This window comes from Motilimonas thetidivivens (assembly GCF_046452435.1).
Lineage (GTDB): Bacteria > Pseudomonadota > Gammaproteobacteria > Enterobacterales > CBDFNC01 > Motilimonas.
Window position 1 is genome coordinate 19,293 of record NZ_JBKFDK010000035.1, and the last position, 13,292, is coordinate 32,584.

Below are 13,292 nucleotides of genomic sequence, written 5' to 3' on the forward strand. Positions count from 1 at the left end.
ATTTAGGCAGCGATGATGCGCGCTTTTGGCTTTTAAATACCATAGCTAACCCCCAACAGAATTTGATACCTAATTTAAGTGTATACCCAATCAAGCATCTTCAGGTTGAGGGGGATATGTTTATTCAATCACGACATCGACATAGTATTGCGCTTTACCGTTAACCTCTTTTTTGACTAAACCATGCACATAAGTTTCGAAGCCGGGAAATTGCTGGTTAAATTCACGAATAAACTTAAGGTAGTGAATAATGGTTGCGTTAAAGCGCTCACCCGGCACCATCAAGGGGATCCCCGGAGGGTAAGGGGTCACCATCATGGCGGTGACTCGCCCATCTAATTCATCTATGGTTACTCGCTCTACTTCTCGATGTGCCATTTTACGCCACGCTTCGCTGGGTAACATGGCGGGGGAGATATCCGAGACATACATATCTGTGGTCACTTTGGAGATATTGTTGCACTGATACATGGTATGAATTTGCTGACATAAATCCTTTAGGCCGACTTTTTCATAGCAAGGGTATTGCTCAACAAATTCAGGCATTAAGCGCCATAGCGGCAGGTTTTGGTCATAGTCATCTTTAAATTGTTGTAGCTCGGTCACCATGGAATTCCAGCGCCCTTTGGTAATGCCGATTGTGAACATAATAAAGAAGGAATACAGGCCGGTTTTTTCAACAACGATGCCATGCTCGGCCAAGTATTTGGTCAATACGGTGGCCGGGATCCCGGTGCTTTCAAACTCGCCTTTGCTGTTTAAGCCAGGGTTCACTATGGTGGCTTTAATGGGGTCGAGCATGTTAAAGCCCGGCTCAATTTTGCCAAAGTTGTGCCAGTTATCTTGCTGGTCGAGTAACCAATCTTCACGTTGACCTATGCCTTGCTCGGGCAATGCTTGTGGTCCCCATACCTGAAACCACCAATCATGCTCGCCAAATTCTTGATCCACTTTGCGCATGGCACGACGAAAATCCACGGCTTCAATTAATGACTCTTCCACTAAGGCGCGCCCGCCCGGTTGCTCCATCATGGCAGCGGCAATGTCACACGAAGCGATAATGGCGTATTGGGGGCTGGTGGATGAGTGCATTAAATACGACTCGTTAAAGCGATGGCTGTCTAAGTGACGCTGCTTGGCATCTTGCACCAAGATTTGTGATGCCTGAGAAATACCTGCCAACAATTTATGGGTGGACTGAGTAGCAAAGATCAATGCGTCATCGGCGCGAGGTCGTTCATTACCGCCGATGGCGTGCATGTTTTGGTAAAAGTCATGAAATGCAGCGTGCGGTAACCAAGCTTCGTCAAAATGCAGGGTATCGATATAACTGCCAAGGGTTGCCTTGATCTGCTCAACGTTATAAAGCACACCATCATAGGTACTTTGGGTAATGGTTAAAATACGCGGGGTTTGATCTTTGGCCTGGCTGGCAATGGGGTGCGCGGCAATTTTGGCTTTGATCACCTCAGGGCAAAACTGCGCCTTAGGAATGGGGCCAATGATGCCATAGTGGTTACGGGTGGGCATCAGGAAGATAGGTATAGCGCCCGTCATGATAATGGCGTGTAAAATTGACTTATGGCAATTTCTATCCACGATCACAATATCCCCCGCGGCGACGGTGGAATGCCACACAATTTTGTTGGAGGTGGAGGTGCCATTAGTGACAAAGAATAAATGATCTGCATTAAATATACGTGCGGCGTTTTGTTCACTTTTCGCCACTGGACCAGTATGGTCTAGCAATTGGCCCAGCTCGTCTACCGAGCTAGACACATCGGCGCGCAGCATGTTTTCACCAAAAAATTGGTGGAACATTTGCCCGACTGGGCTTTTGAGAAACGCCACGCCACCTGAATGCCCCGGGCTGTGCCAAGAATAAGAGCTATCGGCGGCATAATTCATCAACGCTTTGAAAAATGGTGGCGCAAGGCCATCGAGGTATTTTTTGGCTTCACGTATGATGTATTTAGCCACAAAATCTGCGGTGTCTTCAAACATATGAATAAAGCCATGCAGCTCACGTAAAATATCATTGGGAATGTGTTGACTGGTGCGTGTTTCACCATACAAAAAGATCGGAATGTCGTTATTGCGTCGACGCACGCCTTTTATAAATTGGCGCAGGTCGGTTAAAGCTTGATCCACTTCCTGCGCACTGCCGCTACCAAATTCGTCATCGTCAATGGACACGATAAAACAAGAGGCGCGACTGGCCTGCTGGGCAAACGCACTGAGATCGCCAAAGCTAGTAAAGCCGACAATATCATAACCCTGTTTTCCTATGGCTTCGGCGACATCACGAATACCCGAGCCAGAAATATTCTCGGAGCGAAAGTCTTCATCAATGATGATCACAGGGAAATGAAATTTCATGGTTATGCCTTAGTGCGTTGGTTTGGGGAAGCGCATGTGCTTACAAAATATATACAAGCTAGCGAACAACGTCATTTATTGGATAAATAATAGTTATGCACTTGCTGTGATGTAGTGTCAAATAATTGCAAAAGCAGCAATAACTTACAGAATTACTAATCTATCATAAAGGCTAATTTGAGGAAAAGTAAGAGCCCATTTGGGGTGTTAAGGAAAGCGGCTTAGGCTTCGAACGGTGGTAGGTGCGTCACTTAAATTTGGGCTAGCAAGACGCAGTGACGGCATCGTTTTCACTGCACCTAATAAGAAGTTGAGCTTAGTGTTTGGGATTGATCGCCAATAACTCAACATCGAAAATCAATGTTGAGCCAGGTGGAATACTGCCAACATTACGATGTTGATAGCCTAAGGTACTTGGTATAAAAAAGCGGGCTTTTTCACCGACCACCATTAATTGTAATCCTTCAGTCCAGCCACTGATCACTTGATTTAAACCAAATGTAATCGGTTTGCCTCGGTCGATAGAGCTATCGAATACGGTGCCATCAATCAGAGTGCCATGATAGTGCACTTTCACCTTGTCGCTCGCTGTTGGATGTTCAGTGCCCATACCTTCGTTTAACTTCAAGTACTGTAAACCCGATTCGGTCACCACAACTCCCGGCTCTAAACGATTCTTTTGGAGAAATACCTCTCCCTTGGCCATGTTTTCAGCCGCAATTTCTTTGTTATTACTGTTGCGTACAATGTAAAACGCGATGAAGCCAATAATCACGACGGCAATGACAAACTTAAACACATTCAATTCCTAAAAAGTTAATTTTCGCCATTTTAATCAGCTTTGTTGTGCTTGCCCAGTAGATATTGGTGTTGGTTCAGTCTCAACTTGATCAATATTTGATGTCGCGAATGGCCTAGAAACTGGAGAAAAGCTGATATCTAACTAGCATTAATAACAATGACGAGCCTTTGATTGCGATGAAATAAATATGCTGAATTTCAAAAAAATAGCCAGTGCATTCACCCTGATACTTTGCAGTGGGCTCGCAAACGCCGTTGCGAGTGAACAACCCTTGACCATTTGCCGTAGTTTGCTGGTAACCGGAAACGCTGAATATCCGCCGATTTTATGGCGTGACGCGGACAACCCTGACAAGCTTACGGGTGTCGCAATCGAGTTATTAGAGCTGGCATTAATGGACACAGGGATTGCGGTAGATGCACGCGATCGTGGCAACTGGGCTAGAGCGCAGCAAGATGCCCGTCGTGGTGAAGTGGATATGTTAGCGGGGGCATTTATTACCCAAGAGCGGCAAACCTACATGGACTATATTCAGCCTCAGTTTACCGATGTCCCCAGCGTTGTTTGGGTCGCTAAAGGCAAAGAGTTTAACTACCAGCAATGGCAAGATTTAAAAGGTAAAAGAGGTGGCACCTTGATCAACAATAGCTTTGGTCAAGCTTTTGATCAGTATGCCAAACAAAATCTTGAAATTCGCAATAGTGCCTCGGCTGAACGCTCGTTTACCATGCTCTTAGCTGGGCGCTTTGATTATGCTTTATATGAGCTTTATCAGGGGCTTACTATCTTAGAATCCTCAGGGTTGAAGGCCAACATTACACATTTGCCAACGCCGGTATCGGTAGAAGGCTTGTATTTCACCTTATCGAAAAAATCCGGATGTAATACGCCCGCGCTCAGAGCGTTTTTAAATAAACAGGTTAATCAACTCACCGAGTTTAAGACCTTTGATACCTTGTTTGATAAATACATGGCCGTTTGGCTTCGCCAGCAGCAACCCATGTGACAACTTTTTCAACCATGCACCATATACCCAATCAACTTGATTGGGTATCGCCGCGATAGGGAAGTTAAAATCCGCTGAGTAAAGTTATCATCGCTTTGATCCAAGCTTCTTATTGGACTCGTTAATATTCTGTTGACTAAATATAGAGTGAGAAATTGAACATGAAACATTTCATTATAGGAGCGGGATTGTTAGTTGCTTCGCAGTCCATGGCAGCACAAGTTGACTATCAAGTGAACGACGTTACCTACCAAGGTTATTACCAAAGCGCTAAAGGTGAGAGTAAAGGATTGGTGTTATTGATCCACGATTGGGATGGCTTAACGGATTATGAGCAAAAGCGTACCGAAATGTTATCCCAGCTTGGTTATGATACGTTTGCTGTTGATCTTTACGGTAAAGGTAATCGGCCCGTTGAACTGGAAATGAAAAAAGAAGAAACGGGTAAGCTATACAATGACAGAGAAAAAATGCGTCAACTGATTTTGGCGGGATTAGCCGAGGCCAAGCAGCATAGCAGTGCTAAACAAAGTGTTGTGATGGGGTACTGTTTTGGTGGCGCGGCAGTGTTAGAGCTGGCTCGCTCAGGCAAGGGCGAGGGGATCGCGGGTTACGCAAGTTTCCATGGTGGGTTGCAAACCCCGCAAGGACAAAGCTATTCGGCGAATACCGCGCCTATTTTGATTGCTCATGGCGGCGCTGATAGCGCGATCCCGATGACAGATGTGGCGGCACTTTCGGTTGAGTTAGAGCAAGCTAAGGTGCCCTATGAAATCCAAGTTTACTCGGGCGCGCCTCATGCTTTCACGGTGTTTGGTAGCGAACGTTATCAGCAAACCGCCGATGAAAAATCATGGGCGGCATTGCTTTCGTTTCTTGATAAACAGTTGTAGCTACAGCCAGAAAAATTCACCATCCTTGGTAAACTTTGCAAAGCAAAGCCAACACGCAGCCGACCTCAGTAAACTGAGGTTGGCTTAGAAATAAGTGCTAAGTAACTGGGTGACTTGATACTTATCATTTATCACTGCGATATGTTTCCATTTATCAAAAGTTAAACACGGATGAGAGCTAGAAAAACCTATCATATCGCCTACTTCAATATCCGCATCTAAGGGACAAGTTAAATAGGCGTGTTGATCCATTACCGCAGTGACGCGCCATGAATTTGGGGCCTGTTTAGGCAAGGCATCTGGCTTAGCTTGACGCCAATTGGGGCGAAAATGTTGCTCAGGTGTTGGTAACCCTGCATCAAATGCCACATCTCGTTTACCCATGCCGATCACCGCAAGTCCAGGCTCGGGTACCGATTGCACATAAGCCCATACTTCTAAGCTTGATTGCAGATCCCCGCCAATATCACAGGCGATCGGGTTACGATTTATCACCGCATCTTGCGCTGCTAAATAAATACCTGTGTCGTGGATCAAGTAACAGCCAGGGCGAATCACGGCTAACCAATGACGAGGCAAGTTAGCTTGGGCGAACGTGCTTGCGACAACATCATACCAAGCACTGCCAGCGCCCGTAATAATGGGGTTAGAGCTGCTGATGAGGCCTTGTTCTTCCAGTTGTTGTAATACATCGATAGCATTGTTGATAAACGCGCGAATGGCTTGCTCTGGCTGTTCGCTTTGGATCACCCCTTCATAAAACTCTAGACCGGCTAATGATAGCCAAGGTGATTGTTGAATTTGCGCCGCCAATTGCCATATTTGTTCGTTGTTACGACAGCCGCAGCGACCGCCGTCGACACCCACTTCAATCAGTACGTTTAGCGGTTTGGCTTTATTAGCAAAGAATGTATCAAGCTGTTTGACCTGAGCGGCAGAATCCACCAGACAGTAGAATTCAACATCCGGATCAGCAATTACATTGGCAATCAACTGCATATTTTGCTTACCAATCAATTGATTAGCCATAATGATGCGTTTAATGCCATTGAGATAGGCAGCCATGACCTGAGGCGCTGTTGCGAGGGTGATAGCCCAAGCTCCCGCATCCCGTTGCTGTTGAAATAGGGCTGGGGTCATGGTGGTTTTACCATGGGGAGCCAGTTTAACCTGATAATGGTCAGCAAAGCGCTGCATCCATGCAAGATTATTATCTATTTTTTGCTGATAGATCACCGCAACAGGGAGGCTTATCTCTTCTTCAAGTAATTGCCAAGGAGTGTTACTGGGCTCACCTAATCCTTTTGTCACACAGGTAAGACTGGCTTGTGTCGTTGCAGGAATCACGGTATCGGATTGCTGTGGACTGCTTTTTTGATACTTAGTAACAAACACGGTGACCTCATATTTACCTTAGCTATTAATAAAACTTAGCTAAATTAATCTTGAAAATAGCGTTTGCGGCTATATTGCCGAAAAATAAAGCCCACATCTAGCAGTTTATCTTAAAATGATAACTATCATAGTTCTTGATAAAGTTTGATAGTTTCAAACATAAAAGGGTAATATAAGCGGGTTTCTTCTCAAGCGCTATAAGGACAAGTCATGAAATACGAGTTAGACATCGTATCTGTGATTAATGAATGTTTTAGTCAATTACGCGATGCGGAAAAAAAAGTCGCTCAGTTTGTTCTCGCTGATTTAGCGTTTGCCGCCAGTGCCAGTATTAGCCAACTAGCCCAAGGGGCAAATGTGAGTGAGGCCAGTATTACCCGCTTTGCTCGTGCCGTGAATTGTCGCAATGTGCGAGATTTGAAGCTCAAAATTGCCCAATCATTAGCGATTGGCCAGCGTTTTATCACTGATGTTAACGTTGAGCCAACTGGCATTTCAGGCATTTATGAGGGTATCAAATCGACGTTGGATGTTAATAGCCAATTGCTGACTCAGGAGAGGGTTGATGCGGGGGTTAACCTACTGAGCCAATCGAGGCAGATCTTGATATTTGGTGTCGGCGGTGGCTCAACCGCTTTAGCCCAAGAGCTACAATATCGTTTGTTTCGCTTGGGATATGCCGTAACTGCTTATAGCGATCCTATGTTAATGCGTATGGCGAGTGCTACGTTAGATGCCAGTGATGCCGTGATTTGCCTATCCAGTGGCGGCTATTCACCGGATGTACTTGCTGCTGTGAATATTGCTAAGCAAAACCAGATCCAAGTGGTCGGCATTACCCAAGACAATACCCCACTGGCGAAGGCCCTTGATGTGCTGTTGCCGATAAGTACAGATGAAACCGATTACATTTTTAAGCCCACCGCGTCGCGTTACGCAATAATGGCTGCGATTGATGTACTTGTGACCGAATTGGCCATCAAGCATAAGCGTAAATCTCGCGATAAATTACGAAAAATCAAACTGGTATTAGAGCAGCACAGAGGCGGTGTTGATCGCCAACCGTTAGGGGATTGAGTATGTCCACAATAATCGAGCAAGCTGCCAATATAACTCAGTTAGCTGACCATGGTTATGAACAAGTCATTCGTGATGTGTTGCTGATAGATGGCTCTGGTAACTCGGCTTATCAAGGCGACGTGGCAATTCAAGGCGAGCGCATTGCCGCCATTGCGCCTGCCAATTCGTTAGTGGGGCAAGCGATCATTGATGGCAAAGGTTTGGTATTAGCGCCTGGTTTTGTTGATGTTCATACCCATGATGATACCAATGTGATCCGCGATCCCGACATGCTTTGTAAGATTAGCCAAGGCATCACCACTGTCATTGTTGGCAATTGCGGTATTAGTGCTAGCCCTGTGACTCTAGATGGGCCACCGCCTGATCCAATGAATTTACTGGGCCGACAAGAGGATTTCGTCTATCCCCAATTTGCCGACTATGTTGCTGCAGTAAAAGCCGCTGTTCCTAGAGTTAATGTAGCGGCGCTGGTGGGGCACACCGCGCTGCGTAATAACTATATGGCCGATTTATATCAAACGGCTAATCAGCAGCAAATTGACCTTATGCGCCAACAATTACGTCAAGCCATGGCGCAAGGCGCGTTAGGATTAAGCTCAGGCTTGGCTTATGCCAGTGCTCACCAAGCCAGTACCGATGAAGTTATGGCATTGGTTGCCGAATTGGCTGATTTTAATGGTATTTATACCACTCATATGCGCACCGAATTTGATGCCATCTTAGAGGCAATGGAAGAAGCCTTTAGCACGGCTGAGCATGGCGGTGTGCCTTTAATTATTTCCCATTTAAAATGTGCTGGCGCCGCCAATTGGGGTCGAACCACTGAAACCTTAGCGTATTTAGAGCAGCAAGCGAGTAAACAAAAGGTGGCTTGTGATTGCTATCCCTACAGCGCCAGCTCATCCACCTTAGATTTAAATCAGGTGACCGAAGACTTCGATATTTTTATTACTTGGTCCGATCCCGAGCCAAGTCAAGCCGGGCGCTTATTAAAAGAGATAGCTGCGGACTGGCAGGTGAGTTTAATGACGGCGGCCAAGCGATTACAACCGGCCGGCGCTGTTTATCATGGTTTACACCCCGACGATGTAAAGCGTGTGCTGAGTTATCCGCGCACCATGGTGGGCTCTGATGGTTTACCCAATGATCCACATCCACATCCGCGTTTGTGGGGCGCGTTTCCACGTGTACTTGGGCATTATTGTCGCGAACAAAAGTTATTCGATTTACCGACTGCGGTTCATAAAATGACAGGCTTAAGTGCCAAGGAATTTGGCTTAGGACACCGCGGCTTGATCCAAACCGGCTACTATGCCGATTTGGTGTTATTTGATGCTGACACCATAGCAGACAAGGCCACCTTTACCGATCCCATTCAAGCGGCACAGGGGATCCATCAGGTTTGGGTTAATGGAGTCAGCGCATACCAAAATAATCAATTAACGGCGCAGCGGGCAGGGCGATTTTTGCCTCGCGCGTCAGTAAAAACTAACTAGCAGCATGGCTGATGTAGGAGATAGTATGACAATTAAACGATATGGCGCAGAAGGCGGTACCGGTACAGGTGGCCAACATTTACCCTTTTCAAGTGCGGTAGAAGCGGGTGGTTTCTTGTATGTTTCGGGTCAAACGCCAATGAAAGATGGCGAAGTGGTGGAAGGGGGTATTGTTGAACAATCTCGTCTCGCCATCCAAAACTGTATTGATATTATGACCAGTGCAGGATATGAGCTAAAAGATGTGGTGCATGTAAAAGTGGTGTTGACCGACTCGCGTTATTTTCAGTCGTTCAACAAGGTATTTAAAGAGTTTTTTGGCGAGCATCCACCTGCTCGCATTTGCATGGTGTGTGACTTGGTGGTTGACGTTAAAGTTGAAGTGGACGTGACTTGCTATAAAGCGCCCTAGCACCAAAGCCAAGCACTTAATTGTAAGTGCTTGGTTATCTTCATGTTAAATTTCTGTTTTTGATAATGGATTTTATGGTATCGGTTCCATTGATTTATATCAAAAAACGGCTAAATTTCTTGAGATACCTCATATTGTCCTAAATAAATTATCAGCCTTACCAGATCAATGGTCTATCATAATATCCGCAATCAATGGATGGTTGTTTTATCTCAAGGATGAAAATATGAAAACGAAAATATCGCTCTTAGCGCTTGCGCTAAGTGCAGCTATTGGTGGCCAAGCCCATGCCGCCGGTGAAATAGAATGGGTAGCCGGTAAAACCAAAGTTGCTAACGGCGACGTGGTTATCTTCAAAGGCGAATGTTACCAAGCTAAAAACAATCCAGGTACTTGGGAAACCCCTTCAGCTTCTTCTAGCTGGTTTTGGACGCCACAAGCGTGTTCTGGTGTAGAGCCTACGCCGACTCCAACTGCTGAACCAACTGCTGAACCAACAGCTGAGCCAACGTCAGAGCCAACAGCTGAGCCAACGGTTGCTCCTACTCCTGTACCAGGTAATGAAATTCCATGGGTACCGGGTAAAACCAAAGTTAGCAACGGCGACGTTGTGATTTACAAAGGCGTTTGTTACGAAGCGAAAAACAACCCAGGTACATGGGAAACGCCATCAACATCAAACTGGTTCTGGACTGAAGTGCCATGTGCTGGCGTGCAACCAACGGTTGAACCGACCGCAGAACCGACTGCAGAGCCAACAGCTGAGCCAACGGCTGAGCCAACAGCAGAACCAACTGCAGAGCCGACCGCAGAACCAACAGCTGAACCAACAGCTGAGCCGACCGCAGAACCGACTGCAGAGCCAACAGCTGAGCCAACGGCTGAGCCAACAGCAGAACCAACGGTTGAACCGACCGCAGAGCCAACGGTTGAACCAACACCAGATCCAAACGCAAATCACGAAGCGTGTCGCCCTGAAGGTCTATACAAAACCCCTGGCGTTGACGTACCTTACTGTACGGTTTACCAAGAAGGCGGTGCTGAGAAACCAATCAATGGTACTTCTCGTCGCGTAATCGGTTACTTCACTAACTGGCGTAACGGCGCAAATGGCCAACCTACTTACCTAGCAACTGACGTTGCATGGGATAAAGTAACCCATATCAACTACGCATTTGCTCACATCGACAACAACTACCGTGTGTCTGTAGGTGAAGATATTTACCCAACAGAAGCGGGTTATAAGCTAGATCCTAAGAACCCGAACACAGGTATGGTTTGGAACGATGTTCCAGGCGCAACCGATGCCGATATGGATCCAAGCGTTAAGTTCAAAGGTCACTTGAACCTAATCAACAAGTACAAGAAAGAAAACGGCGTTAAAACCCTTATTTCTGTGGGTGGCTGGGCTGAAACCGGCGGCTTCTGGGGTCCTAACACTGGCTCTACTTGTCCAATGAACGACGCACCGACAGCCGAAGATGAGTGGGTAATGCCAGGTCAAGCGGATAAGAACGGTGTGGTTAACACAGGTCCATGTCCAATCGACAACCTAGGCCGTGTTGTTAACGGTGGTTTCTACTCTATGACAACTAAGTCTGACGGTAGCGTAAACCAAGAAGGTATCGACGCTTTCGTTAAGTCATCGGTTGACTTTATCCGTGCTTACGGCTTCGACGGTATCGACTTAGACTACGAATACCCAACGGCACTCATGGACGGCGGTAACCCATTTGACCGTGCAGTACAAAACCCACGTCGTAGCTACTTGATGAACTCGTACAACGTTCTTATCAAGCAACTTCGTGAAGCCATTGACCGTGCATCAGCAGAAGATGGCGTACATTACTACCTAACCGTTGCGGTGCCTTCATCTGGTTACCTACTACGTGGTATGGAAGTGTACTCAGCGGGTCAATACCTCGACTTTATCAACATGATGACCTACGACTTCTCTGGCTCATGGGGTGAAGTAGTTGGCTTTAACGGCCCACTTTACGATAACGGTAAAGATCCTGAAATGAACCTATATCAGGTTTACCAAAACTACGGCAACATTGGTTACCTAAATATTGACTGGGCATACCACTACTTCCGTGGTGTTGTACCAGCAGGTCGTATCAACATCGGTCTACCATACTACACTCGTGGTTGGAAAGGCGTTGAAGGCGGCGTGAACGGTTACGGCGGTAAAGCACCGACTAAAGTGTGTGAACGCGGTACAGGTAACGGCACCGAGCAAGGCTGTGGTAACGGCGCGGTGGGTATTGACAACATGTGGCACGATACAGACCCACATGGCTTAGAGTTAGGCGCAGGCTTCAACCCAATGTGGCATGCGAAAAACTTAGAAGCAGGTCAAATGCCAACATATGCAGCACAGTTTGGTCTAGACCCAGTTAACGATCCTGATGACCGTTTAGTGGGTACTTATACTCGTTACTACGACAATGACGCAGAAGCGGCATGGCTGTGGAACCCAACCAAGAAAGTGATGATCAACCTAGAAGACGAGCAAGCAATCGCCGCTAAAGCGAACTACGTTGCCGATAAAGGTCTAGGCGGTATCATGTTCTGGGAAATGGCGGGTGACTACGCTTGTTATGCAATTGAAAACGGCGTTCGTACAGAAACTATCGTGCCTGAATCAAACTGTTTAGCAGGCAACGGCAGTGCTGAATACTATGTAGGTAGCACGCTAACGGCATTAGGCCATGACATCCTGACTCGTGCAGGTAACCCTGACCTAAGCATGGTTGACCCACTTGTTAACCTGCCAGCACAGAAACTAGACGTCACTGTGTCACTGGTTGGTTATGTAACCGACGAAAGTGTGGCATGGCCGCAAACGTCTGAGTGGCAGTTCACTAACAACAGTGACAAAACCATTACTGAAATTCAGTACAGCATCCCGTCTTCGACAGACCTAAGCAAAGACCTAAAAGCATTGGGCACAGTGCTAAACAATGCGAACGGTCAAGGCAACAAAGGTGCACCGGGTATGGTTGATGACTTCCACCGCTTTGCTACTAAGGTAAGCATTGCTCCGGGTGCAAGCCATACGTTGAAAGCTGATGCTCATCTGCCAATTGGCGGCGGCCCATCTTCATTCATCTTCAAAACCAATGCAGGTGACTTTGCTGCACTGACTGAAGTGAAAGTGATCACCGATGGCTCTTGTACGGCACGTGGTATTGACGTATCTACCCTAAAACCTTGGACCAACGGCTGGAGTGCAAACTACGGCAAAGGTGACATGGTGACTCACAAAGGCCAAGTGTGGCAACGTGCTTGGGGTGGTAACGATGGCCAACCTGGTTCAGCTGAGAACTGGGTAACAGGCTGGAACCCAGTGTGTCCGCTTTAATGAATAGCGATTAATCGTTAAATACTAAAACCCGCTTCGGCGGGTTTTTTTATGGGCGTAGTTCCTAAGTAACAAGGAGTAACAAAGGGCAATAAGCAGCAAGTAGTGAGTGGTAAAAATGGTGGCTATTTATACAGGTATAATGGGGTTTATAAATTTTTGGTCAATTTGGCTCGCTAAATTTTTTAAAAAATTCTCGGTTTGTTCACAGCTAATTTCTAACGTATTGATATATAATCGCAAAAAACACGTAGCCAGAAATTTAACAAGCCATACTTGGCTCGCTAAATTTATTCTCGCTTTGCTTTCCCTCTGTGTGGCTTGTTATGGGGCAGTGATGAATCTTAACTGGCTGAATATTATGGATAATTTTTTACGGAATGACAGTTTCTGTGCGGTAGCGTGCGGGATCTATATGGAATTCCGTATAATAAGCTGTTGAACTAAGCCGCTACGCGGAGC

Annotated in this window: 9 protein-coding genes; 6 read left to right on the top strand and 3 right to left on the bottom strand. The window is 46.4% G+C overall.

Annotation, left to right across the window (positions count from 1 at the left end; genetic code table 11):
• Positions 1 to 120: 120 nt before the first annotated feature.
• Both ACK8OT_RS18500 and bamJ read right to left on the bottom strand, forming a co-directional pair.
• Positions 121 to 2,379: an Orn/Lys/Arg family decarboxylase gene (locus ACK8OT_RS18500; RefSeq protein ID WP_410197983.1), complete on the bottom strand. Its 2,259-nt coding sequence runs from the start codon at positions 2,377 to 2,379 to the stop codon at positions 121 to 123.
• Positions 2,380 to 2,695: 316 nt separating this feature from the next.
• Positions 2,696 to 3,178 carry a BamJ family beta-barrel-assembly machinery protein gene (bamJ, locus tag ACK8OT_RS18505; protein ID WP_410197984.1) on the bottom strand — a complete coding sequence of 161 codons (483 nt, stop codon included), beginning with the start codon at positions 3,176 to 3,178 and terminating at the stop codon, positions 2,696 to 2,698.
• A 190-nt stretch (positions 3,179 to 3,368) separates the two neighbouring features.
• Here bamJ and ACK8OT_RS18510 point away from each other — a divergent pair, with 190 nt between their 5' ends.
• Positions 3,369 to 4,187, top strand: coding sequence for a substrate-binding periplasmic protein (locus ACK8OT_RS18510; protein ID WP_410197985.1), 819 nt, complete (start codon positions 3,369 to 3,371; stop codon positions 4,185 to 4,187).
• 161 nt (positions 4,188 to 4,348) lie between these two features.
• Positions 4,349 to 5,080 carry a dienelactone hydrolase family protein gene (locus ACK8OT_RS18515; RefSeq protein ID WP_410197986.1) on the top strand — a complete coding sequence of 244 codons (732 nt, stop codon included), beginning with the start codon at positions 4,349 to 4,351 and terminating at the stop codon, positions 5,078 to 5,080.
• Positions 5,081 to 5,164: 84 nt separating this feature from the next.
• Here ACK8OT_RS18515 and ACK8OT_RS18520 read toward each other — a convergent pair whose 3' ends face one another.
• Positions 5,165 to 6,475, bottom strand: a complete 1,311-nt coding sequence (locus tag ACK8OT_RS18520) for an amino acid deaminase (RefSeq protein ID WP_410197987.1) — start codon at positions 6,473 to 6,475, stop codon at positions 5,165 to 5,167.
• Between the two features lie 210 nt (positions 6,476 to 6,685).
• On the opposite strand from ACK8OT_RS18520, the gene ACK8OT_RS18525 reads away from it, so the two are divergent.
• The 4 genes from ACK8OT_RS18525 to ACK8OT_RS18540 all read left to right on the top strand — a co-directional run bounded on the left by ACK8OT_RS18525 (position 6,686) and on the right by ACK8OT_RS18540 (position 12,830).
• Positions 6,686 to 7,552, top strand: a complete 867-nt coding sequence (locus tag ACK8OT_RS18525) for a MurR/RpiR family transcriptional regulator (RefSeq protein WP_410197988.1) — start codon at positions 6,686 to 6,688, stop codon at positions 7,550 to 7,552.
• Between the two features lie 2 nt (positions 7,553 to 7,554).
• The gene (locus tag ACK8OT_RS18530) at positions 7,555 to 9,051 is read left to right on the top strand and encodes an N-acyl-D-amino-acid deacylase family protein (RefSeq protein WP_410197989.1); all 1,497 of its coding nucleotides are present in this window, start codon (positions 7,555 to 7,557) and stop codon (positions 9,049 to 9,051) included.
• 25 nt (positions 9,052 to 9,076) lie between these two features.
• Positions 9,077 to 9,463 carry a RidA family protein gene (locus tag ACK8OT_RS18535; RefSeq protein ID WP_410197990.1) on the top strand — a complete coding sequence of 129 codons (387 nt, stop codon included), beginning with the start codon at positions 9,077 to 9,079 and terminating at the stop codon, positions 9,461 to 9,463.
• 226 nt (positions 9,464 to 9,689) lie between these two features.
• A complete protein-coding gene (locus ACK8OT_RS18540; protein ID WP_410197991.1) occupies positions 9,690 to 12,830 on the top strand; it encodes a glycosyl hydrolase family 18 protein in 3,141 nt (1,046 codons plus the stop codon).
• The last annotated feature ends 462 nt before the right edge of the window (positions 12,831 to 13,292 follow it).

Bases quoted from the DNA above. Each gene is read 5' to 3' on its own strand.
- ACK8OT_RS18530 (WP_410197989.1), top strand. From the start codon at position 7,555: ATGTCCACAATAATCGAGCAAGCTGCCAATATAACTCAGTTAGCTGAC.
- ACK8OT_RS18510 (WP_410197985.1), top strand. From the start codon at position 3,369: ATGCTGAATTTCAAAAAAATAGCCAGTGCATTCACCCTGATACTTTGC.
- ACK8OT_RS18525 (WP_410197988.1), top strand. From the start codon at position 6,686: ATGAAATACGAGTTAGACATCGTATCTGTGATTAATGAATGTTTTAGT.
- ACK8OT_RS18535 (WP_410197990.1), top strand. From the start codon at position 9,077: ATGACAATTAAACGATATGGCGCAGAAGGCGGTACCGGTACAGGTGGC.
- ACK8OT_RS18500 (WP_410197983.1), bottom strand. From the start codon at position 2,379: ATGAAATTTCATTTCCCTGTGATCATCATTGATGAAGACTTTCGCTCC.
- ACK8OT_RS18515 (WP_410197986.1), top strand. From the start codon at position 4,349: ATGAAACATTTCATTATAGGAGCGGGATTGTTAGTTGCTTCGCAGTCC.
- ACK8OT_RS18540 (WP_410197991.1), top strand. From the start codon at position 9,690: ATGAAAACGAAAATATCGCTCTTAGCGCTTGCGCTAAGTGCAGCTATT.